This window comes from Streptomyces sp. NPDC014991, from assembly GCF_043080665.1.
Classification (GTDB): Bacteria; Actinomycetota; Actinomycetes; order Streptomycetales; family Streptomycetaceae; genus Streptomyces.
Genome location: NZ_JBIBVY010000009.1, coordinates 57,517 through 78,202, shown reverse-complemented (window position 1 = coordinate 78,202; position 20,686 = coordinate 57,517). Strand labels below are relative to the sequence as shown.

Below are 20,686 nucleotides of genomic sequence, written 5' to 3'. Positions count from 1 at the left end.
CCGTGAAGTAGTGCGGGCGGGGTGGTGCGGGCGGCTCAGCCCTTGATCGCGCCCTGCATGATGCCGCCCACGATCTGCTTGCCGAACAGCAGGAAGGCGATCAGCAGCGGCAGCGTGCCCAGCAGCGCGCCCGCCATGATCACCGCCTGGTCGGGGACGTAACCGGTGCCGAGCGAGTTCAGGGCGACCTGCACGGTCGGGTTCTGCTGGGTCAGGGCGATGATCGGCCACAGGAAGTCGTTCCAGGCGAACACGAACGTCAGCAGGCCGAGCACCGCCATCGCCGGCCGCGCGGCCGGGAAGACGACGTGCCAGACGATCCGCAGGCTGCTCGCCCCGTCCACCCGGGCCGCCTCGATCAGCTCGGTGGGCAGCGCCTGCACCAGGTACTGCCGCATGAAGAACGTGCCGAACGCGGTCACCAGGCTCGGCAGGATCACCGTCTGGAGCTGGTTGGACCAGCCCAGGTCCGACATCCACAGATACAGCGGTACGACGGCCAGCTGCGGCGGGATCATCATCGTGCCGACGGTCAGCAGCAACAGCACGCCGGAGAACCGGAACCGCAGCTTGGCGAAGGCGAACCCGGCCAGCGTGGAGAAGAGCACCGTGCTCACCGTGATGGTGCCCGCCACGATCACCGAGTTGAGCATCGCCGTGCCGAGCCCGGCCTGGTCCCAGGCCGCCTCCAGGTTGCGGAACAGGTTGCCGCCGAACCACAGCGGCGGCGGGGTCTGGGCCAGCCGCCGGTCGGTGCGGGAGGCCGCGATCGCCGTCCACACCAGCGGGGCCAGCGAGACCAGCGCGAACACGGCCAGCACGAGGTACGTCACCGGGCCCGCGTGCAGCTGCTTGCCGGCACCCATGCGACCGCGCTGCCGCGGCGCCTTTCCTTCCCGGCGCCCGGCCCGGGGGATGGTCAGTTGGCTCATTGGGACTTCCTCAGCCGTCGGGTGAGCAGCAGGTTGACCGCGGCGATGATCAGCAGGAGCAGGAACATCGACCAGGCGATCGCGGAGGCCTTCCCGAGGTTCCCGATGATCCAGCCCTGGTCGTACATGTACAGACCGAGCGTCTGGTACTGGTGCTCGGAGCCGCCCTTGGAGCCGCTGACCCCGCCGAACAGCAGCGGCTCACCGAAGAGCTGGGTCGCGCCGATGGTGGAGACGACGACCGTGAACAGGATGGTCGGCCGCAGCTGCGGGACCGTCACGTGCCGGAACTGCTGCCAGCGGTTCGCGCCGTCGATCGCCGCCGACTCGTACAGGTCGGCAGGGATGGCCTGCATCGCGGCCAGGTAGATCAGCGCGTTGTAGCCGGTCCACCGCCAGATGACGATCGAGGAGACCGCGAACTGCGAACCCCAGTCCGACTCACGCCAGTTGACCGGGTCCACCCCGAAGAAGTGCAGGACCCAGTTGACCATGCCGCCGTCCCACGAGTACAGCAGCGTGAACACCAGGGTCGCCGCGGCCACCGAGGTGGCGTACGGGGTCAGCATCACCACGCGCCACATGGTGGAACCGCGCAGCTTGTAGTTCAGCAGGTGCGCGAGCCCGAGCGCGGCCAGCAGCTGCGGCACGGTCGAGATCAGGCCGATGCTGAACGTGTTCCTCAGGGCGTTCCAGAAGAAGTCCGAGGACAACAGGTTCCGGTAGTTGTCCAGGCCCGCCCAGGTCTGGTGGTCCAGTGAGGACAGCTGCACGTCGTGCAGCGAGTACCAGGCCGTGTAGAGCAGCGGTATCAGGGAGAAGGCCCCGAAGAGCACGAAGAAGGGGGCGACGAAGGCGTACGGCGCCGCCTTCGTGTCCCAGCGGTAGAACCGGCTGCGCCAGGAGTCGGCGCCCGCCGGCGCGCCGCGACCGCGAGCGCCCCGGGCCGCGCCCGGCGGGGTGCCGGGCGCGGCCTCGGCGCTCGACGCGGGATGCGCGAGAGCCTGCTTGGAGCTGCTCACTGCCCGAGCACGTCCTTGATCTCGTTCTTCGCCGCGTGCCAGCCCTGCTCGGGCGACTTGCCCTTCTGCTCGACCTGGAGGATGCCCACGTCGGTCAGCGCGGTGTTGATGGGCTGGTCCTTGATGCCGAAGTACTGCGTCGGGATCGTCTTCGCCGAGTCGGAGAAGATCTGCGTGATCGGGGCGTTCGAGAAGTACGCCGTCGTGTCCGCGGCCGGCTTCAGGCTCGCGTAGGCCGACGGGGTGGACGGGAAGCTGGCCTGCTTGGCGAAGACCTTCGCCTGCTGCTCGGGCGCGGTCAGCCACTTCGCCAGGGCGATGGCCTCCTTCTGGTGCCTGCCCGCCGTCGGCACGCCGAGGAAGGAGCCACCCCAGTTGGCCGCGGTGGGCGCCGCCGCCACGTCCCAGTTGCCCTTGCCCGCGTCACCGGACTTCTGCTCGATGTAGCCCATCATCCAGGCCGGGCAGGCCACGCTCGCGAAGGAGCCGTTGGCGAAGCCCTGGTCCCACGGCTTGTCGAACTGCTTCAGCTTCGCCGACATGTCGCTGGTGGCGACCGTCATCGCGGCGTTCCACGCCTGCTTCACGCCGTCCGACTCGTCCCAGACGACGTTGCCTTCCTTGTCGTAGTACCGGGTGGCACCGCCGCCGAGGGCCGCGTTGTAGACGGAGGACGCGGAGTCCACGAACTTCGCGCCGTCGGGCGCCTTCTTCATGAACTTCTTGCCCAGGTCGACGTACTTGGCCCAGTCGCCCTTCCACTGGGCGGCCAGCTTGGTGCGGTCCGTCTCCAGCCCGGCCTTCTGGAACAGGTCCTTGCGGTAGCAGATCGCCATCGGCCCGATGTCGGTGCCGAGCCCGATGGTCCTGCCGTCCTTCGTGGTGGCCTGCGCGAGCTTCCAGTCCAGCCACTGGGACTTGTCGACCTCCTTGCCGAGGTCGACGAACTTGTTCGCCTGGGTCTGGACGGCCTCGGTGATGTTGCCTACCTCGATGGCCTGGATGTCGTCGGTGCCGGAGCCCGCCTGGAGGCGGGTGAGCACCTTCGGCCAGTACACGTCGGTACGGGTGGTGACGTTTTCCTTGATGCTGATGTCCGGATGCAGCTTCGTGTACTCGTCGTAGAGGCCGGCCTGCTTGTAGCCGAAGACGCCGAAGGTTCCGATGGTCAGCGTGATCTTGCCCTTGCCACTGCCGTCGCCACCCGAGTTGTCCGACGATCCGTCGTCCGAGTCGTTGGCGCAGCCGGCCAGCAGCCCCGTGGTCAGCGCGGCCACGGCCGCGAGGGCCATCAGCCGCTGGGACCGGCGGATGCTCGTGCGCATTGCGTCCTCCTGTTGCCTGACGTGCCGACCCCCCGGCCAACTGCATGGAATCGGGCCCGTTCGTACTCGCTGCGGCTCGGGCGGGGAACGTGCGGGATATGTAGGTGTCAGGTACTGTGGGAGCGCTCCCACAGGTGATGAGTTGAAGAGTCGTCCCTTCCGGGCGGGGTGTCAAGGGACCGGACGCGGACGGATGCGTTCAGTTATCTGAGTGTTAACCGGCCCGCGCCCGGCGCCCGCAGCCGCTCGCCGCTCTGGCCAGGACTGTTAGATTCCAGCCAATCGGAATTGCTGTCGAGAGAGGCGGAGCCCATGGCAACCCACGGAGGGCGCGGCCGGGGTGGGGGACGGCCCACGCTCGAAGAGGTCGCTGCCCGGGCCGGGGTCGGGCGCGGCACGGTCTCCCGGGTGATCAACGGCTCGCCCCGGGTCAGCGACGCCACCCGCGCGGCGGTCCAGGCGGCCGTCGCCGAACTCGGCTACGTCCCCAACACCGCCGCCCGCGCCCTCGCGGCCAACCGTACGGACGCCATCGCGCTCGTCGTCCCGGAGCCGGAGACCCGGTTCTTCGCCGAGCCGTACTTCTCGGACATGCTGCGCGGGGTCGGCTCCGAACTCTCCGAGACGGAGATGCAGCTGGTGCTGATATTCGCCGGCAGCGACCGGGAGCGCCGGCGCCTCGCCCAGTACCTGGCGGCCCACCGCGTCGACGGCGTGCTGCTGGTCTCGGTCCACGCCGACGACCCGCTGCCGGACCTGCTGGCCCAGCTGGAGATCCCGGCCGTGATCAGCGGCCCGCGCTCGGCTGCCGAGACGCTCACCTCGGTGGACTCGGACAACTACGGGGGGGCCCGCTCGGCGGTGGAGCACCTGGTGAGCCGGGGCCGCCGCCGGATCGCGCACATCACCGGGCGGCTGGACGTCTACGGCGCCCAGCGGCGCGTCGACGGCTATCGCGCCGCCCTGCGCGACGCGGGCCACGCGCCGGACGAACGGCTCATCGAGACGGGCGACTTCACCGAGGAGGGCGGTCGCCGCGCGATGACGGTGCTGCTCGACCGGCACCCCGACCTGGACGCGGTCTTCGCCGGCTCGGACGTGATGGCGGCGGGCGCCCGGCAGGTGCTGCGGGAGGCGGGCCGCCGCATCCCCGACGACATCGCCCTGGTCGGTTACGACGACTCGGCCATCGCCCGGCACATGGACCCGCCCATGACCAGCGTCCGCCAGCCCATCGAGGAGATGGGCCGCGCCATGATCGACCTGCTCCTCACGGACATCGCCGACCGCCGCCCGGCCGCGTCACGGGGCCTGGACCGCCGCCAGGCGGTCCTGCCGACGGAACTGGTCACACGGGCGTCCTCGTGACGCGTCGGCGCCGCCGGGCGGTCGGGCCGGGGGAAGTGGTGACGCGGGCGTCCTCGTGAGGCCCGTCCCGCGCCGGGACCTGCCGCCTTGCGGCGCGGGTGCTCAGCGCCGGGACGTACCGCCTTCCGGCGCGGGTGCTCAGCGTCGGGACGGGCGCGCCGGCGGTGGGCGCCGAGCGCGGGGGTGTTGCTGACGGGCCGCCGCGAGGCCGCGACGACCGGTGTGTCCGGCGACCGCCGTGGGACGGCCGTACCGACGCGGGCTCCAGTCACGCGGCGTACCCGGCGAGCGGGCCGTAACGCCGCGACGACCGGTGTGTCCGGCGACCGCCGTGGGACGGCCGTACCCACGCGGGCTCAGTTATGCGGCGTACCCGGCGCGAAGACCTGTGTGCCCGGCCACCGGTGCGGCCCCGCAGCCCGGCGACGACCGGCGCGACAGGACGCGCGGGGCCGCCGCCGGGCCGCGGCCTCCGGTTACGCGGCGTACCCGGCGTCCGCCATCCAGGCGGGAGCCGAGGTGCTGGGGCCGGTGTTGCCGGTGACGTCGCGCAGACGCATCCGGTCCGTGTACGTGGCGCTGTCGCGGACGACCGTGAGCTGGGCCTGGGTGACCAGGCCGGTGCACAGGTCGTCCTCGTCGCAGACGGGCAGGTACCCGATGCGGGCGCCGGCCATGACGGACAGGGCCACCTCGACGGTCATGTCACCCCACGCCTTCGGGCCGGTCGAGTCCGTGGCGTCGGCCACCGCCGCATCGAGGGGCGTCGCGTTCGCCGGGTGGAGCTGCGTCCGGACGGATGCCAAGGGGTGCCTCCTCGATGGGGTGGTGGTGTCCTGCCGACGGGGTTGGCTAGGCAGCCGTCTCGGAGGCGGAGCGCCGCCGGGCGGGCCGACGGGCCGACTGCGAGGGGCGGCCGCGCCGGGAGCGGGAGGCGGTGCCGCGCTGCGGGCGTTCGGTCACCGGTGCGGTGATGACGACCGGGATGCCGGAGGGGGTCTGCGCGCCGGTGATGCGGTTCAGCTCCGCCTCTCCGGGCCGAACCTGGGTGATCTGCGGGAGGATCCCGGCGTTCGACATCAGATGCGTCATGCCGCGGCGCTGGTTGGGGGTGACGAGGGTGACGACGCTGCCGGACTCGCCGGCGCGGGCGGTACGGCCGCCGCGGTGGAGGTAGTCCTTGTGGTCGGTCGGCGGGTCGACGTTGACGACCAGGTCGAGGTTGTCGACGTGGATGCCGCGCGCCGCGACGTTGGTCGCCACCAGCACGGTGACGTGCCCCGTCTTGAACTGCGCGAGGGTGCGGGTGCGCTGCGGCTGGGACTTGCCGCCGTGCAGTGCGGCGGCCCGTACCCCGCTGTTGAGCAGGTCCTGGGTCAGCCGGTCGACGGCGTGCTTGGTGTCCAGGAACATGATCACGCGGCCGTCGCGGGCGGCGATCTCCGTCGTGGTGGCGTGCTTGTCGGCGCCGTGGACGTGGAGCACGTGGTGCTCCATCGTCGTCACCGCGCCGGCCGAGGGGTCGACCGAGTGCACGACCGGGTCGGTCAGGTAGCGACGGACCAGCAGGTCGACGTTGCGGTCCAGGGTGGCGGAGAAGAGCATCCGCTGCCCCTCCGGACGCACCTGGTCGAGCAGCGCGGTGACCTGGGGCATGAAGCCCATGTCGGTCATCTGGTCGGCCTCGTCCAGGACGGTGATGCCGACCTGGTTCAGCCGGCAGTCGCCGCGCTCGATGAGGTCCTTCAGCCGTCCCGGAGTGGCGACGACGACCTCGGCTCCGCCGCGCAGCGCGGCGGCCTGGCGGCCGATCGACATACCGCCGACGACCGTGGCCAGCCGCAGCCTGACCGAGCGGGCGTACGGGGTGAGCGCGTCGGTGACCTGCTGGGCCAGCTCGCGGGTGGGGACGAGGACCAGGGCCAGCGGCTGGCGGGGCTCGGCGCGCTGCCCGGCGGTCCTGGCCAGCAGGGCCAGACCGAACGCCAGGGTCTTGCCGGACCCGGTGCGCCCGCGGCCCAGGACGTCACGGCCGGCGAGGGTGTTGGGGAGGGTGGCGGCCTGGATCGGGAACGGCACGCTCATCCCCTCGGTGCGGAGCGCGGCCAGCAGCTGCTCGGGCATGTCGAGATCGGCGAACGCCTCGACGGCGGGCAGCGCCGGGGTCTGCGTGACGGGCAGGGCGAACTCGCCCTGCACGGAGGTCCGGCGGGCCGGGCCACCCGAGCGGCTCGGCTTGCCGGAGCGGCCGGAACCACTCCAGCGGCCGGCGCGGTCGGAGCCGCCACCGGAACGGGTGCGGGAGCGCTCGGAAGTACGTGTGCGGTTCATGCGGAACCTTCCTCGATGTGGCTCGTGTCAAGGAATTACCGCGGAAGAAGAGCAGCACGGAGAATCGCGAGAACGGGCCAGAATGAAAACAGCAGCGAAAGGGAATACGGCCGGGAGAAAAAGCCGCGATCGCTGGAAAGAGTGACGGCAGGGGTCCTCGGCCGAGGCCGAAGCTCATACGGAACGTGTGTCCGGAGCAGTATCGGAACGCCCACTGCACGTGAGCCCGCGGGTGCGGGGCCTGTCACATCGGGCAGGCGCCGGGAGCGGGGGAGGGCTGTGCCCGGATACTCCATGAGCTGGGGCCCGCACCCCAAGGTGCGGGCCCCAGCTCACGATGCGCGTGTCAGGCGGGAACGATGTTCTCGGCCGTCGGGCCCTTCTGGCCCTGCGCGATGTCGAAGTTCACCTTCTGGCCTTCGAGCAGCTCACGGAAGCCCTGGGCGGCGATGTTCGAGTAGTGGGCGAAGACGTCGGGGCCGCCGCCGTCCTGCTCGATGAAGCCGAAGCCCTTTTCCGCGTTGAACCACTTCACGGTGCCAGATGCCATGTTAAATCTCCTTCGGGGCAGTGCCCGGAGTCCACACTGTGCGGACTCCGCGTCGCCGCGATGATCGCCCCTCCGGAAAGCTTGGAGTTTTTGGGAACCACAACTGCAACTGGAAACGACAGTAGCACGGCGGGAGTGGCGCTGCGGCGTGACTAATCCCTCCCGGCCCGCCTGTTTGAGAAATCCTGATCCCGAATCGCTCTGAATTCTCGCTTCTCGGCTACAGATATTCGCTCACCCCGGGGGCATGTCCCGCGAGGGGGAGGAGGGGCGTGAGGGGCGGGCGGGCCGGGTGCCCCGGCACTCCGCCGACACGCGGAAACGATCAAGGGCTGACCCTGTTCTCCGGGTCAGCCCTTGATCTTGAGGGTGAGTGACGGGACTTGAACCCGCGACATCCTGGACCACAACCAGGTGCTCTGCCAGCTGAGCTACACCCACCATGACCGGCGGTGGAACTGTCGTTTCCCCGACCGGCCGAGAAGAAGTCTACAGGGTCCGAAGGGATGCTCGCGCACAGGTTTTCGCGCGGGCGTCCACGCGGACCCGGGGGCGGTTACTGGGCGGGCAGCACGTGCCGGGCGGCGATCGCCCTCGCGGTGTCGGAGTCCGGGCCGGGCTGCGGGACGAAGACGGCCTCGCGGTAGTAGCGCAGCTCGGCGATCGACTCGCGAATGTCGGCGAGGGCCCGGTGGTTGCCGTTCTTCTCGGGGCTGTTGTAGTACGCCCGCGGGTACCAGCGGCGGGCCAGCTCCTTGATCGAGGACACGTCGACGATCCGGTAGTGGAGGTAGCCCTCCAGGGTCGGCATGTCCCGCAGCAGGAAACCGCGGTCGGTGCCGACGGAGTTGCCGCACAGCGGGGCCTTGCCGGGTTCCTTGACGTGCTCCCGGACATAGGCGAGGACCTGTTCCTCGGCGTCGGCCGGCGTCGTGCCCCGCTCCAGCTCGGCGAGCAGCCCGGACGCGGTGTGCATCCGACGCACCACCTCCGGCATCGTCTCCAGTGCCCGGGCCGGCGGCCGGATGACGATGTCCACCCCTTCACCGAGTACGTTCAGCTCGGAGTCGGTGACGAGGGCGGCTACCTCGATGAGAGCGTCGTCGGACAGCGAGAGGCCGGTCATCTCGCAGTCGATCCACACCATGCGATCGTTCATGCGACCACCCTAAAGCTGACGTCCGCGTTTGGATGCCCCCGTCGGTGCGGGCGCCTCGCGCGCGCACGCGGGAACAGGGGAGCGGAGTCGTGCTCCGCCCCCCTGTCTCCCGCTTTCTCCCGTCGCTCGCTCAGCTGCCGCTGCGCGGGCCCGGGAGCAGGCCCACCGCGCCGGCCGGCGCACGGCGGCTCTGCATCGGCACCCCGCCGTCCCGCTCCGAGTGGAGCAGGGCGGGCGCGGCACCCATCGGTCCGGGACCGGACAGGCCCATGGGCGACCCGTGCTGGCCGGGCGGCGGCATCGCCGGCTCGGCCTCACCCGGCCGGTCCCCCTGCGGGCGGCGAGCCCGGTAGGCGGCCCGGTAGGCGGCGGGGGACGAGCCGAGCTGGCGGCGGAAGTGCCCGCGCAGCGCGACCGGTGAGCGGAAACCGCACCGGCCCGCCACCTCGTCCACCGAGTAGTCCGACGTCTCCAGCAGCCGTTGCGCCTGGAGCACCCGCTGCGTGATCAGCCACTGGAGCGGAGCGCTCCCGGTGAGCGAGCGGAACCGGCGGTCGAACGTACGGCGGCTCATATAGGCGCGTGCCGCCAGCGTCTCCACGTCGAACTGCTCGTGGAGGTGTTCCAGCGCCCAGGCGACGACCTCGGCGAGCGGGTCGGCGCCGATCTCCTCGGGTAAAGACCTGTCGAGGTAGCGCTCCTGTCCGCCGCTGCGGCGCGGCGGGACCACCAGGCGCCGGGCGAGCGCGCCGGCCGCCTCGTTGCCGTGGTCCGACCGCACGATGTGCAGACACAGGTCGATGCCCGCCGCCGTGCCGGCCGACGTCAGGACGTCGCCGTCGTCGACGAACAGCTCCCGTGGGTCGACGTGCACGGACGGATAGCGCTTGGCCAGCGTCGGCGCGTACATCCAGTGGGTGGTCGCCGGGCGGCCGTCCAGCAGGCCGGCCGCCGCGAGCACGAACGCGCCCGTGCACAGGCCGACGATGCGGGCCCCCTCCTCGTGCGCCCGGCGGAGCGCGTCGAGCGCGTCCTCCGGTGGCGGCGAGGTGATCGAGCGCCAGGCCGGTACGACGACCGTCCCGGCGCGTGAGATGGCCTCCAGCCCGTGTGGCGCGGTGAGTTCCAGGCCCCCTGTGGTCCGCAGCGGGCCCTCCTCGCCGGCACACACCAGCAGGCGGTAACGCGGTACTCCGGCGTCCTGGCGGTCGATCCCGAACACCGAAAGCGGTATGGAACTCTCGAAGATGGGACCGCCGCTGAACAGCAGCACCGCGACGATCTCCTTGCGTCGTCGCCCGGACAGTTTCCGGGCCGCGGCGTCCGGCGCGGCAGTAGAGTCGTGGCTCATCCTGCTAAGCCCCCCTCGGTGGTCGCGGCTCCTCGGTCGTGTCGCTCCTGCACGTTTCCCCTCGGTCCTGCACGAGTCCCCCGCCGTAAGACAGTCAAGATCGAATTTACTGGCTCCCGCGTGAGCACGGTGACCAGTTACACACACGGCACATTGTCGACATGACAACTTGGCGTGAAGCATTCGATCACGAAGCGTTGCACTCGCGAGACGCACAGGGAAGTGCGCCTTGTCGCGGTGGCCAAACCGCGTAGGGTGCGCAGCGGCCCGTGGACCCTTTCCGTGCAGGTGGAACGGGGGTTGGGGGTGGTTCGGGGCACCCCTTGGGCGGTATCCAGAAGTTGGCTGAAAAGCAGCGCTTGAAGGTATGGAAACAGGTCAGTCGACCGGTCTCTGCCCTCGGGTGTGCCGCCCGCCCCTTTGCGCGTCGCAACGCTCGGCGCACCGCTCGGAGCGGCGCAGCAGCCACCGGCAGACGGCTGTGACGGCGGCGAGGCCCAGTGCGGTGCCCGTGGCGCCGGCCAGCGAGGTGCCGTACCAGAGGAGGACCACGGGCACGAGCACGCAGCTGAAGGCCGCCCAGCGGATCACGTCACTCACGGTGTCCGGCGCGGAGCGCGGGTCGCGAGGGGACCGGGGTGCGGGCATCTCGTACTCCCTGTGGCGGTGGTTCACCCCGGTTCAACGTCCGTCCGGCCGGTCGGTCACCGGCCGCGCGTCTGCTAACCACCTGCAAACCGCCTGTACGGGGCAGCGACCATTGCGTTGGGGGCGCGGCTCGTGCATGCTCCGGTGAACCCCTACGGACGTCGGGGACCGCTTACGGAGCGTGCGCGGAATCTGGGCTCAGGAGGCTTGCCGCCGTACCCTTGTGGGTAAGGGCTTGGGAAGATGTTTCCCGGACACAGCTCCGCCGCACTTCCGCCGCACACTGTCCCCCCATAAAGGATCACAACGCCGAGACAGTCATGGCCGGTCACGAATTCTTCGAACCCGCGGACCGCAAGCGGCCCGTCGCCGATCCCACGGCGGCCGATCCCCTGGCGGCGGCAGACTCACGCCCGTCCTGCGATCCCGCCTTCCGGCACGGAGTGGTCGTCGGCTTCGACGGCTCCGACTCCAGTGAGCGCGCCCTCGCCTACGCGATCGGCATGGCCCACCGCTCCCGCTCCGGTCTGATCATCGTCCATGTCGCCAACCGGCTGCCCACCACCGTGTGGGCCGGCTGCGAGCCGCCCGTCTTCGTCGACGTCCCGGACCACCGCACCGAGGTCCTCGGGCTGGAACTGGCCTGCGCGGACTACCTGTCCGAGGTGCCCTGGATCCTGGTCGAGCGCGGCGGCGACATCTGCCACGAACTCGAAGAGGTGGGGCGGGAGTACGAGGCGGACGCGATCGTCGTGGGTTCCACGCACGGCATCGTCGGCCGGATCTTCGGCTCCGTCGCGGGGCGGCTCGCCAAGCGGGCGCGGCGGCCCGTGATCGTCATCCCCTGACCGTCGCTCCCCGGTCGCCTCACACACCGTCAGAACCCCTGTGCCGACGCGAGACTACTCGCGGGTAGAGGTGGTTCCCGCCCTCGCGCAGGGCATATAGCGGTCACCGCACCACCACACGCGGGAGAGGCGCCGGCCCGCGGCGCCTCCGTGGCGTGCCGCCGGCCGGGGGGTGACGGCCACCGGCCGATGGACCGCGGCACGGGAAGGACCCCCACGTGCCGGGTGGCACACGTGGGGGTCCGTTCCGCCGCCTACTCGACCGTGACCGACTTGGCGAGGTTCCTCGGCTTGTCGATGTCCCGGCCCAGGGCCTTGGCCGTGTGGTAGGCGAGGAGCTGGAGCGGGATGCCCATCAGGATCGGGTCCAGCTCGTCCTCGTTCTTCGGGACGATCACCGTCTGGTCGGCCTTCTCCTGGTGCCGGTGGGCCACTGCCAGGATCCTGCCCTCGCGCGCCTTGATCTCCTCCAGGGCCGCGCGGTTCTTCTCCAGCAGGTCGTCGTCGGGGACGATGGCGACCGTGGGCAGGGCCGGCTCGATGAGGGCCAGCGGGCCGTGCTTCAGCTCGGAGGCGGGGTAGGCCTCGGCGTGGATGTAGGAGACCTCCTTGAGCTTCAGGGAGGCCTCGCGGGCCACCGGATAGCCCCGGACGCGGCCGATGAAGAGCATCGAGCGGGCGTCGGCGTAACCTTCCGCCAGCTTCCTGATCTCCTCCTCCTGCGCCAGGATCTCGGTGATCTGCCCCGGCAGCCGGCGCAGGCCCTCGATGATCCGCTTGCCGTCGCGGACGGAGAGGTCGCGGGTGCGGCCGAGGTGCAGGGCGAGCAGCGCGAAGGCGACCGTGGTGTTGGTGAAGCACTTGGTGGAGACGACGCAGACCTCGGGGCCCGCGTGCACGTAGATGCCGCCGTCGGCCTCGCGGGCGATCGCCGAGCCGACCACGTTGACCACGCCGAGGACGCGCGCGCCCTTGCGCTTCAGCTCCTGCACGGCGGCGAGGACGTCGTACGTCTCACCGGACTGCGACACCGCGACGTACAGGGTGTCGGGGTCCACGACCGCGTTGCGGTAGCGGAACTCGGAGGCGGGCTCGGCGTCGGCGGGGATGCGGGCCAGCTCCTCGATCATCTGGGCGCCGATCATGCCCGCGTGGTACGAGGTGCCGCAGCCGAGGATCTTCACGCGGCGGATCCGCCGGGCCTCGCGGGCGTCCAGGTTGAGCCCGCCGAGGTGCACGGTGGAGAACCGGTCGTCGATGCGGCCGCGCAGCACGCGGTCCACGGCGTCGGCCTGCTCGTGGATCTCCTTGTGCATGTACGTGTCGTGGCCGCCCATGTCGTACGACTCGGCCTCCCACTCCACGGTGGTGGGCTCGGCCGTCGTACGGGTGCCCTCGGTGGTGTAGGTGCGGAAGTCGTCGGCCTTGAGGGTGGCCATCTCGCCGTCGTCGAGGGTCACTATCTGCCGGGTGTGGGTGACCAGCGCGGCGATGTCCGAGGCGACGAACATCTCCTTCTCGCCGATGCCGAGGACGACCGGGGATCCGTTGCGGGCCACCACGATCCGGTCCGGGAAGTCGGCGTGCAGCACGGCGATGCCGTACGTGCCCTCGATCAGGCGCACGGCCTGGCGGACCTTGTCCTCGAGCTTCTCGGCCTGGGAGCGGGCGATCAGGTGGGTGAGGACCTCGGTGTCGGTCTCGGAGAGGAACTCGACGCCGTCCGCCTCGAGCTTGCGGCGCAGGTCGGCGGCGTTGTCGATGATGCCGTTGTGGACGACGGCGACCTTGTGGTCGGCCGACATGTGCGGGTGGGCGTTCACGTCGGAGGGGGCGCCGTGGGTGGCCCAGCGGGTGTGGGCGATACCGGTGGTGCCCTTGAAGCGCGCCGGGACCCTGACCTCCAGGTCGCGCACGCGGCCCTTGGCCTTGACCATCTTCAGGCCGGGCGTCTTCGGGGACGTGACGACGATGCCCGCGGAGTCGTAGCCGCGGTACTCCAGGCGCTGCAAGCCCTCCAGCAGGAGGGGCGCCACGTCACGCTTCCCGATGTATCCGACAATTCCGCACATGTAAGAGTTATCCCTTGGGGTGTCGCTGGTCCGGTACGGCTGGTTCTCAGCCGTAGACCATGCGGCGCAGCTGCCTGAGCGTCAGCTCCGGCGGCGCCACCGCGCGGTATTTCAGGTCCGCCTCGATCCGTCCGAAGATCTCCGTGTTCACCAGGCCCTGGGCCTGGAGTTCACGGTGGCGGCGGCGGACGTACTCGGGGGTCGTCTCGTCGAAGTAGGCGAGCACGTCCTGGACCACGCGCAGCGCCTCGCCCCGGCTCAGGGGCGTGGACCGCGTCAGATGATCAACGAGTTCGTCGTGCACCCGGTAGATCCTGGAGTACCGGCGCCTCTTTCGCAAGAATCGTGCCCGATTCCGGGCAGGCGCCTGGTGGATCTCTTATGGTGCTCTGTTCGCAGGCTGTCCATCCTGCGTCTTGCCCTTCGTTGCCCGGACGGACGAGTTTCAGACGCCATGGACATTCCTCGTATGGGCGTACCCGAGAAGCTGGCCGAGCGCATGAGCATGGCCGAGCAGCACGAGTACCTGCGCGCCCGCTTCTCGCGACGCTCGATGATCAGGGGTGGCGCCGTGACGCTGGGCGCCGTCGCGGGCGGCGCGTTCGTGCCGGGCGCCACCGCCCGGGCGGCGGCGCCCGTGCGGCACACCGCCCCCGCCGCCACCCCGGTCGACGGCGCGCTCGTCGCCCCCTTCGGCCGCCACCTCGCCTACGGCAACGACCCGCGCACGGAGATCACCGTCTCCTGGCAGGTGCCGGTCGCCGTCAGGAAGCCGTTCATCCGCGTCGGCGCCCATCCCTGGGACCTCTCCCGCAGGATCGAGGCCGAGGTCCGCACCCTGTACACCCCGGCCGGTGTCGGCGCGAGCGGCGACCACACGCAGTACTACCTGCACGCCGAGCTCACCCACCTGCGCCCCGGCAGGACGTACTACTACGGCGTCGGTCACGAGGGCTTCGACCCGGCCCAGCCCCGTCTGGCGGGCACCCTGGGCACCTTCACCACCGCTCCCGCCCACAAGGCGCCGTTCACCTTCACCGCCTTCGGCGACGAGGGCGTCGGCTACCACGGCCTGGCCAACAACGCCCTCCTCCTCGGCCAGAACCCGGCCTTCCACCTGCACGCCGGCGACATCGCCTACGCCGACCCGTCCGGGGCGGGCAGGACCACCGACGCCGGGTTCGACGCGCGCACCTGGGACCAGTTCCTCGCCCAGACCGAGTCGGTCGCCAAGCAGGTCCCGTGGATGCCCGCCTACGGCAACCACGACATGGAGGCCTGGTACTCGCCCAACGGCTACGGCGGCGAGGAGGCCCGCTGGAACCTCCCCGACAACGGGCCCGACAAGAGGAACCTGCCGGGCGTCTACTCCTTCGTGTACGGCAACACGGCCGTCATCTCGCTCGACGCCAACGACGTCTCCTTCGAGATCCCGGCGAACCTGGGCATCTCCGGCGGAACCCAGACCGAGTGGCTCGAAGGCCGGCTGAAGACGTTCCGCGCCGCGAAGGACGTCGACTTCATCGTCGTCTTCTTCCACCACTGCGCCTACTGCACCTCCACCGGGCACGCCTCGGAGGGCGGGGTGCGCCAGGAGTGGGTGCCGCTGTTCGAGAAGTACACCGTGGACCTGGTCATCAACGGTCACAACCACCAGTACGAGCGCACCGACGTCATCAAGGGCGGCGAGGTCGCAAAGGAGCTCCCGATCGGCGGCACCGCCTACCCCGAGACCGAGGGAGTGGTCTACGTCACCGCCGGCGCGGCGGGCCGCGGCCTGTACGCCTTCAGCGCCCCGGAGTCCTACGAGGGTCACGAGCACGAGACCGACTTCGTGGCCTCGTTCGTCAACACCAAGGGCGGCAAGGTCGACGAGACCGTCGCCTGGTCCCGGGTGCGCTACCTCGACTACTCCTTCCTGCGCGTGGACGTCACGCCCGCCCCGAAGGGCCGCCAGACCACGCTGAAGGTGTCGGGCATCGCCGAGACCGGGCACCGCGTCGACCACTTCACGGTGTCCCGCAGGGCGAAGTAGCGGTACGGGCGCGCCCGGACGGTCAGGCGCGGCCCCGGCGAACGCCGGGCGGTCCTCCCGGTCCGCACGGCCGCCCGGGGACCGCCTGCCCGTCCGGCGCCGACTGCCTCCCCAACTTCCGTCGCACGGGGGCCGTTTCGGTCGTTGTGCGGGAGAGTGGTGGATCCGGCCGTGTCCTACGGCCGGCCCTCTTCCGAAGGGAGCGCATGTGAGACGGAACCACGGCACGACCTCCCGGACGTCCCGCGTCCTCGGATCCCTGCTCCTTCTCACGGCCGGCGTCCTCACCCTCGGCGCGACGCCCGCCGGGCCCGCCGCCCCGGTCGCGGCCCCCGTCCCCCTGGACCGGGTCGTCCCGGCACCCGCCTCCGTCGCGCCGGGCGGCACCCCGTACGGCATCACCCGCGCGACCGGCATCCGCGTCGACGACTCGGCCGCGGTCCGCCGCGTCGGCGCCTACCTGGCCGGCATCCTGCGGCCCTCCACCGGCTACCCGCTGCCGGTCACCGACCACGGCAGCGGCGGCATCCGACTCCACCTGTCCGCGGGGGACTTCGGCGCCGAGGGGTACCGGCTGCACAGCGACGCCGACGGCGTGACCGTCACCGCGGGCACCCCGGCCGGGCTCTTCCACGGTGTCCAGACGCTGCGTCAGCTGCTCCCGGCCGCCGTGGAGAAGAGGACCGTGCAGAGCGGCCCCTGGCGTGTCGCCGGCGGCACCGTACGGGACCGTCCCCGGTACGCCTACCGGGGCGCCATGCTGGACGTCGCCCGGCACTTCTTCACGGTCGCCCAGGTCGAGCGGTACATCGACCAGCTGGCCCTGTACAAGGTCAACGAGCTGCATCTGCACCTCAGCGACGACCAGGGCTGGCGCATCGCCGTCGACTCCTGGCCGCGCCTGGCCTCCCACGGCGGCTCCACCCAGGTCGGCGGCGGCCGGGGCGGCTTCTACACCGAGGCCGACTACCGGGAGATCGTCCGCTACGCGGCCTCCCGGTACCTGGAGGTCGTGCCCGAGATCGACATGCCCGGTCACACCAACGCGGCCCTCGCCTCGTACGCGAAGCTCAACTGCGACGGCGTGGCACCCCCGCTGTACACCGGCACCGCCGTCGGCTTCAGCTCCCTGTGCGTCGCCCGGAAGGCCACGTACGACTTCGTGGACGACGTCGTCCGGGAGCTGGCCGCCCTCACCCCGGGCCGCTATCTGCACATCGGCGGCGACGAGGCGCACTCCACCCCCCACGCCGACTACGTGGCCTTCATGGACCGTGTCCAGCCGGTGGTGGCGGCGTACGGCAAGAAGGTCATCGGCTGGCACCAGCTCACCGGCGCCCGTCCCGCCCGCGGCGCCCTCGCCCAGTACTGGGGCCTGGACGGCACCGGTGCGGCGGAGAAGGCGCAGGTCGCGGAGGCCGCGCGGAACGGTACGGGCCTGATCCTGTCCCCGGCCGACCGCACCTACCTCGACATGAGGTACACCACGAGCACCCATCTCGGCACGGACTGGGCGGGGCTGGTGGAGGTCAGGCGGGCCTACGACTGGAACCCGGGCGCCTACCTGCCGGGCGTGCCCGCGGCGGCCGTCCGCGGTGTGGAGGCACCGCTGTGGTCGGAGACGCTGAGGAAGTCCGCCGACATCGAGTACATGGCCTTCCCCCGGCTCGCCGGCACGGCCGAACTCGGCTGGTCACCGGCGGCCACCCACGACTGGAACCGCTACCGCACGCGGCTGGCCGCCCAGGGCCCGCGCTGGGACGCCCTCGGCATCACCTACTACAGGTCGCCCCAGGTGCCCTGGCCGAGGCGATGACCCGCGGCGCGAACCCGCCCCGGAGCGGGGTGCAACCCTTCGCCCGGTGCCGGTGTTTTCCTCAGTGATGGATGAGAAGGCCGAGCGGCAGCTGACCGAACTCCTGGCGGCGGACCTCGACGACGGCTTCACCGAGCTGGTCAGGGTCCACGGCAGGGCGGTGTACACGTTCCTGCTCCGGGTCTGCGGCTCGGCCACCGAGGCCGACGACCTGGGGCAGGACGCCTTCCTGCGCGCCTACACGGCCTTACAGGACTACGGACCCGAGCGCCGGCGGGACCTCCGGCCGCGTGCCTGGCTGCTCACCATCGCCGCCAACGTGTGGCGCAACCACCTGCGCACCTGTTCACGCCGGCCCGCCCTGGCGGGGATCCCCGTCGAGGACGCCGCCGACACCTGGACCGACCACAGTCCGGGACCGGAGGAGCGGGCCGCGCTCGCCGACGACCGGCGCCGCCTGGTCACGGCGTTGCTGGAACTGCCGGAGCACCACCGCACGCCCGTGGTGCTGCGCCATGTGGTGGGTCTGAGCTACACGGAGGTGGCCGAGGTGCAGCGGTGCGCGGTCGGAACGGCCAAAGCACAGGTGTCCCGGGGCCTGAAGAGTCTGCGCCGGCTGGTGGAGCCGGAGACAGCCGTGCTGGAGGAGGTGACGACATGAGGAGTGACCACGAGGTACCGCGCCTCGACGCGGACCGGCCCGGACTGGCCGGGCTCGCCACGGAACCACCGGCGGACTTCGCGGTGCGCGTGCTGCGGCGCACCGGCGTCCCGCGCGAGATGTACGACACCTATGTCCGCCTCGACACCGCCGTCGGCGGTCTCTTCGTGGCGGCGAGCCCGGAGGCGGTGACCGGGGCCGCGCTGGACACGGGCGGACTGACCGCCACGGTCTTCGAGGAACTGCACCGCGCCCGGACCCGGCGTTCGGCCGTACGGTCGGCCAGGCCGTTCCCGGGGGTGACCACCGCGCTGCGGACCGGCCGCGCCCGGCGGCTGCCCATCGACCTCTCCCCGCTCGGCCCGGCGGACCGGGCCGTGCTGGAGGCGGTCCGCGCCGTACCCGCCGGGCAGCTGCGCCCGGTCGCCTGGCTCGCCAGGGAGGCCGCGGTGGCACCGGAACTCGTGGTCGGCGCCCTGGCCCGCAACCCGGCCGCGGTGCTGATCCCCTGCCACCGCGTGACGTACGACAACGGCACGCCCTGCGACGCCGGCCACCTCCCCGCGGTGGGGGACGCGCTGCGTGCCGCGGAGGGCGTCGACCTGCCGCGGGTGGCGGAGCTGCACCGGCGCGGAGTGGTGTTCCTCGGCAGCGACACGACCCGTATCTACTGCCATCCCACGTGCGCCCACGCCCGCCGCATCACCCCGCCCCACCAGGTGCCGTTCCGTACCGCGCGGGAAGCCGGCCGGGCCGGGTACCGCGCCTGCAAGAGCTGCCGGCCGGTCGCGGTATGACGGCCACCCGAACCCGACGGTCACGATCCACACGGAGTTGTTGTGCGAACCAGTAACATCCCCGGCGACACCACGGCGGCGGTCGCGGTCCACCCCACGCCGCTGGGGCCGCTCGTGCTGGCGGCCACGGCCGACGCCCTCGTGCTGTGCTGCTACGGCACCCCCGAGACCGCCGTTGCCCGCCTCACCAGGGCGGGGCTGCGCACCGTCGAGGAGGAGCACGCGGACGCGGGTCGACGCGAGCTGCTGGCGGAGACCCGGACCCAGCTCGACGCCTACCTCACCGGCGCCCGCCGTGACTTCACCGTGCCGGTGGACCTGCGGCTCGCCACGCCCTTCAGCCGGCTGACCGTGGCGGCGCTGGACGCGTTCGTGCCGTACGGGCGCACCGCGACGTACGCGCAGCTGGCGGTGGCGATCGACCGGCCGCGGGCCGCCCGCGCGGTCGGCACGGCCCTGGGCGCCAACCCGGTCTGCGTCGTGCTGCCGTGCCACCGGATCGTCGGTTCCGGAGGCAGCCTGACCGGGTACGCGGGCGGCCTGGCGGCCAAGCAGTTCCTGCTCGGCCTGGAGTCCCGCCGTGACGGCCTGACCGGACAGCACGAGCCGGAGGCCCTGTCCACCGGCCTGACGGCACCCGACGGCCTGATGGCCCCCTGACCGGTGGGCGTCGGGAGATCCCCCGTCACCGGCGCCCACCTCCCCGCCCCCGCACGACCTTCCGTCCCCGGAGAGCTGAGCGCGTGAACGCCTACGACACCCCGTCCCTGCCCGGGCTCGCAGAGCCGGCGGCCCCCGAGTGGCCGGCCCCCGACGCCGACGGGCTGCCCGCACTGCGCCGGCTCGACTGGCCCGCCCTGGCCGCCGAGCTGGACGCGGAGGGCGTCGCGCTGACCCCGCCCCTGCTCTCCGCCGACGAGTGCGCCCGGCTGCGGGACATGTTCGACGAGCCGGGGCTGTTCCGCAGCACGGTGACGATGGCGCGGCACCGGTTCGGCGAGGGCTCCTACCGCTACTTCGCCCACCCGCTGCCCGATCCGGTGTCGGCCCTGCGCCGGGAGCTGTACCCGCCGCTGGCGCGCATCGCCAACACCTGGGCCGCGCGGCTCGGCGAGCCGGAGTTCCCCGACCGTCACGAGGACCTCGTCGCGGCCTGCGCCGCCGAGGGCCAGCACCGGCCGACGCCCCTGCTGCTGCGCTACGGGCAGGGCGGCTACAACTGCCTGCACCAGGACGTCTACGGCGACCTCACGTTCCCGCTCCAGGTGGCGGTGCTGCTGGACCGGCCGGACGAGGACTTCACCGGCGGCGAGAGCGTGTTCGTGGAGCAGCGGCCGCGCGCCCAGTCCCGGCCCCTCGTGCGGCGGCCGGCGCAGGGGCAGGGGCTGATCTTCGCCGTGCACCACCGCCCGGTGCGCTCGGCGCGCGGCTGGAGCCGGGTGATGCTGCGGCACGGTGTGAGCGCCGTCACCAGCGGAGAGCGGCATGTGCTCGGCGTGATCTTCCACGACGCCCGCTGAGACGCCGCGCGGCGAACCTGTGTACGACCGCTGCACCGGCCCGGTTCTGCCGCCTCGCTCCAGGGAACCGGCAGTCTCCGCAACGCCGCTGGTCAGCGCCGCCACTCCCGCTCGTGGAACTGCCGCTCCGGCTGAAGTGTGACTGGAGAACCGCAACAACGCCGTTACGTACGGTCGCTGTTGCGACGGCAGGAGGGATTCGTGACCTGCCTCGTACCACTGTCAACCCGGCGAGTCACCGTAAGGAGCAG

Annotated in this window: 19 protein-coding genes and 1 tRNA gene; 8 read left to right on the top strand and 12 right to left on the bottom strand. The window is 71.5% G+C overall.

Going from position 1 to position 20,686, the window contains the following annotated elements; translation table 11 throughout:
• Positions 1-35: 35 nt before the first annotated feature.
• From ACF1BE_RS16400 to ACF1BE_RS16390, 3 genes are read right to left on the bottom strand one after another with little or no spacing between them, the layout of a single operon-like run.
• Positions 36-932 carry a carbohydrate ABC transporter permease gene (locus ACF1BE_RS16400; protein ID WP_392199709.1) on the bottom strand — a complete coding sequence of 299 codons (897 nt, stop codon included), beginning with the start codon at positions 930-932 and terminating at the stop codon, positions 36-38.
• On the bottom strand, positions 929-1,954 hold the full coding sequence (locus ACF1BE_RS16395) for a carbohydrate ABC transporter permease (RefSeq protein WP_392199708.1): 1,026 nt from the start codon (positions 1,952-1,954) through the stop codon (positions 929-931). Before ACF1BE_RS16395 ends, ACF1BE_RS16400 begins: the two co-directional genes overlap by 4 nt.
• Complete coding sequence (locus ACF1BE_RS16390; protein ID WP_392199707.1) at positions 1,951-3,279, bottom strand: ABC transporter substrate-binding protein; 1,329 nt, start codon at positions 3,277-3,279, stop codon at positions 1,951-1,953. The genes ACF1BE_RS16395 and ACF1BE_RS16390 overlap by 4 nt, the downstream gene beginning before the upstream one ends.
• Positions 3,280-3,591: 312 nt before the next feature.
• Between ACF1BE_RS16390 and ACF1BE_RS16385 the strand changes: the two genes are divergently transcribed.
• Positions 3,592-4,647: a LacI family DNA-binding transcriptional regulator gene (locus ACF1BE_RS16385; RefSeq protein WP_392199706.1), complete on the top strand. Its 1,056-nt coding sequence runs from the start codon at positions 3,592-3,594 to the stop codon at positions 4,645-4,647.
• Between the two features lie 476 nt (positions 4,648-5,123).
• Here the strand turns inward: ACF1BE_RS16385 and ACF1BE_RS16380 are convergent, their stop codons facing one another.
• The 7 genes from ACF1BE_RS16380 to ACF1BE_RS16350 form a co-directional block, all read right to left on the bottom strand.
• Positions 5,124-5,453, bottom strand: coding sequence for a CBS domain-containing protein (locus ACF1BE_RS16380; RefSeq protein WP_392199705.1), 330 nt, complete (start codon positions 5,451-5,453; stop codon positions 5,124-5,126).
• A 46-nt stretch (positions 5,454-5,499) separates the two neighbouring features.
• Positions 5,500-6,978 carry a DEAD/DEAH box helicase gene (locus tag ACF1BE_RS16375; protein WP_392199704.1) on the bottom strand — a complete coding sequence of 493 codons (1,479 nt, stop codon included), beginning with the start codon at positions 6,976-6,978 and terminating at the stop codon, positions 5,500-5,502.
• Between the two features lie 346 nt (positions 6,979-7,324).
• On the bottom strand, positions 7,325-7,528 hold the full coding sequence (locus ACF1BE_RS16370) for a cold-shock protein (protein ID WP_077060004.1): 204 nt from the start codon (positions 7,526-7,528) through the stop codon (positions 7,325-7,327).
• Between the two features lie 368 nt (positions 7,529-7,896).
• Positions 7,897-7,969, bottom strand: a tRNA-His gene (locus ACF1BE_RS16365).
• 115 nt (positions 7,970-8,084) lie between these two features.
• On the bottom strand, positions 8,085-8,687 hold the full coding sequence (gene orn / locus ACF1BE_RS16360) for an oligoribonuclease (protein ID WP_392199703.1): 603 nt from the start codon (positions 8,685-8,687) through the stop codon (positions 8,085-8,087).
• A 130-nt stretch (positions 8,688-8,817) separates the two neighbouring features.
• A complete protein-coding gene (locus ACF1BE_RS16355; protein ID WP_392199702.1) occupies positions 8,818-10,038 on the bottom strand; it encodes a GlxA family transcriptional regulator in 1,221 nt (406 codons plus the stop codon).
• A gap of 378 nt (positions 10,039-10,416) precedes the next feature.
• The gene (locus ACF1BE_RS16350) at positions 10,417-10,686 is read right to left on the bottom strand and encodes a hypothetical protein (RefSeq protein ID WP_392199701.1); all 270 of its coding nucleotides are present in this window, start codon (positions 10,684-10,686) and stop codon (positions 10,417-10,419) included.
• A gap of 320 nt (positions 10,687-11,006) precedes the next feature.
• On the opposite strand from ACF1BE_RS16350, the gene ACF1BE_RS16345 reads away from it, so the two are divergent.
• Positions 11,007-11,534 (top strand): universal stress protein, encoded by a 528-nt coding sequence (locus ACF1BE_RS16345; protein WP_392199700.1) that lies wholly within the window; start codon positions 11,007-11,009, stop codon positions 11,532-11,534.
• A gap of 254 nt (positions 11,535-11,788) precedes the next feature.
• On the opposite strand, the gene glmS is transcribed toward ACF1BE_RS16345, so the two are convergent.
• Together glmS and ACF1BE_RS16335 are read right to left on the bottom strand one after the other, a co-directional pair.
• Positions 11,789-13,606, bottom strand: a complete 1,818-nt coding sequence (gene glmS / locus ACF1BE_RS16340; protein ID WP_392199699.1) for a glutamine--fructose-6-phosphate transaminase (isomerizing) — start codon at positions 13,604-13,606, stop codon at positions 11,789-11,791.
• A 46-nt stretch (positions 13,607-13,652) separates the two neighbouring features.
• Positions 13,653-13,910 carry a hypothetical protein gene (locus tag ACF1BE_RS16335; protein WP_373911691.1) on the bottom strand — a complete coding sequence of 86 codons (258 nt, stop codon included), beginning with the start codon at positions 13,908-13,910 and terminating at the stop codon, positions 13,653-13,655.
• Positions 13,911-14,075: 165 nt separating this feature from the next.
• On the opposite strand from ACF1BE_RS16335, the gene ACF1BE_RS16330 reads away from it, so the two are divergent.
• The 6 genes from ACF1BE_RS16330 to ACF1BE_RS16305 all read left to right on the top strand — a co-directional run bounded on the left by ACF1BE_RS16330 (position 14,076) and on the right by ACF1BE_RS16305 (position 20,435).
• Positions 14,076-15,641: a fibronectin type III domain-containing protein gene (locus ACF1BE_RS16330; protein WP_392199698.1), complete on the top strand. Its 1,566-nt coding sequence runs from the start codon at positions 14,076-14,078 to the stop codon at positions 15,639-15,641.
• A 208-nt stretch (positions 15,642-15,849) separates the two neighbouring features.
• Positions 15,850-17,457 (top strand): beta-N-acetylhexosaminidase, encoded by a 1,608-nt coding sequence (locus ACF1BE_RS16325; protein WP_392199697.1) that lies wholly within the window; start codon positions 15,850-15,852, stop codon positions 17,455-17,457.
• Between the two features lie 67 nt (positions 17,458-17,524).
• Positions 17,525-18,118, top strand: a complete 594-nt coding sequence (locus ACF1BE_RS16320) for an RNA polymerase sigma factor (protein ID WP_392199696.1) — start codon at positions 17,525-17,527, stop codon at positions 18,116-18,118.
• The gene (locus ACF1BE_RS16315) at positions 18,115-18,915 is read left to right on the top strand and encodes an MGMT family protein (protein ID WP_392199695.1); all 801 of its coding nucleotides are present in this window, start codon (positions 18,115-18,117) and stop codon (positions 18,913-18,915) included. The genes ACF1BE_RS16320 and ACF1BE_RS16315 overlap by 4 nt, the downstream gene beginning before the upstream one ends.
• Before the next feature lie 42 nt (positions 18,916-18,957).
• Positions 18,958-19,575, top strand: a complete 618-nt coding sequence (locus tag ACF1BE_RS16310) for a methylated-DNA--[protein]-cysteine S-methyltransferase (RefSeq protein ID WP_392199694.1) — start codon at positions 18,958-18,960, stop codon at positions 19,573-19,575.
• Positions 19,576-19,658: 83 nt separating this feature from the next.
• Positions 19,659-20,435 carry a 2OG-Fe(II) oxygenase gene (locus ACF1BE_RS16305; RefSeq protein ID WP_392199693.1) on the top strand — a complete coding sequence of 259 codons (777 nt, stop codon included), beginning with the start codon at positions 19,659-19,661 and terminating at the stop codon, positions 20,433-20,435.
• Positions 20,436-20,686: the final 251 nt, after the last annotated feature.

Bases quoted from the DNA above. Each gene is read 5' to 3' on its own strand.
- ACF1BE_RS16400 (WP_392199709.1), bottom strand. From the start codon at position 932: ATGAGCCAACTGACCATCCCCCGGGCCGGGCGCCGGGAAGGAAAGGCG.
- ACF1BE_RS16390 (WP_392199707.1), bottom strand. From the start codon at position 3,279: ATGCGCACGAGCATCCGCCGGTCCCAGCGGCTGATGGCCCTCGCGGCC.
- ACF1BE_RS16385 (WP_392199706.1), top strand. From the start codon at position 3,592: ATGGCAACCCACGGAGGGCGCGGCCGGGGTGGGGGACGGCCCACGCTC.
- ACF1BE_RS16375 (WP_392199704.1), bottom strand. From the start codon at position 6,978: ATGAACCGCACACGTACTTCCGAGCGCTCCCGCACCCGTTCCGGTGGC.
- ACF1BE_RS16370 (WP_077060004.1), bottom strand. From the start codon at position 7,528: ATGGCATCTGGCACCGTGAAGTGGTTCAACGCGGAAAAGGGCTTCGGC.
- orn (WP_392199703.1), bottom strand. From the start codon at position 8,687: ATGAACGATCGCATGGTGTGGATCGACTGCGAGATGACCGGCCTCTCG.
- ACF1BE_RS16355 (WP_392199702.1), bottom strand. From the start codon at position 10,038: ATGAGCCACGACTCTACTGCCGCGCCGGACGCCGCGGCCCGGAAACTG.
- ACF1BE_RS16350 (WP_392199701.1), bottom strand. From the start codon at position 10,686: ATGCCCGCACCCCGGTCCCCTCGCGACCCGCGCTCCGCGCCGGACACC.
- ACF1BE_RS16345 (WP_392199700.1), top strand. From the start codon at position 11,007: ATGGCCGGTCACGAATTCTTCGAACCCGCGGACCGCAAGCGGCCCGTC.
- glmS (WP_392199699.1), bottom strand. From the start codon at position 13,606: ATGTGCGGAATTGTCGGATACATCGGGAAGCGTGACGTGGCGCCCCTC.
- ACF1BE_RS16330 (WP_392199698.1), top strand. From the start codon at position 14,076: ATGGGCGTACCCGAGAAGCTGGCCGAGCGCATGAGCATGGCCGAGCAG.
- ACF1BE_RS16320 (WP_392199696.1), top strand. From the start codon at position 17,525: ATGGATGAGAAGGCCGAGCGGCAGCTGACCGAACTCCTGGCGGCGGAC.
- ACF1BE_RS16315 (WP_392199695.1), top strand. From the start codon at position 18,115: ATGAGGAGTGACCACGAGGTACCGCGCCTCGACGCGGACCGGCCCGGA.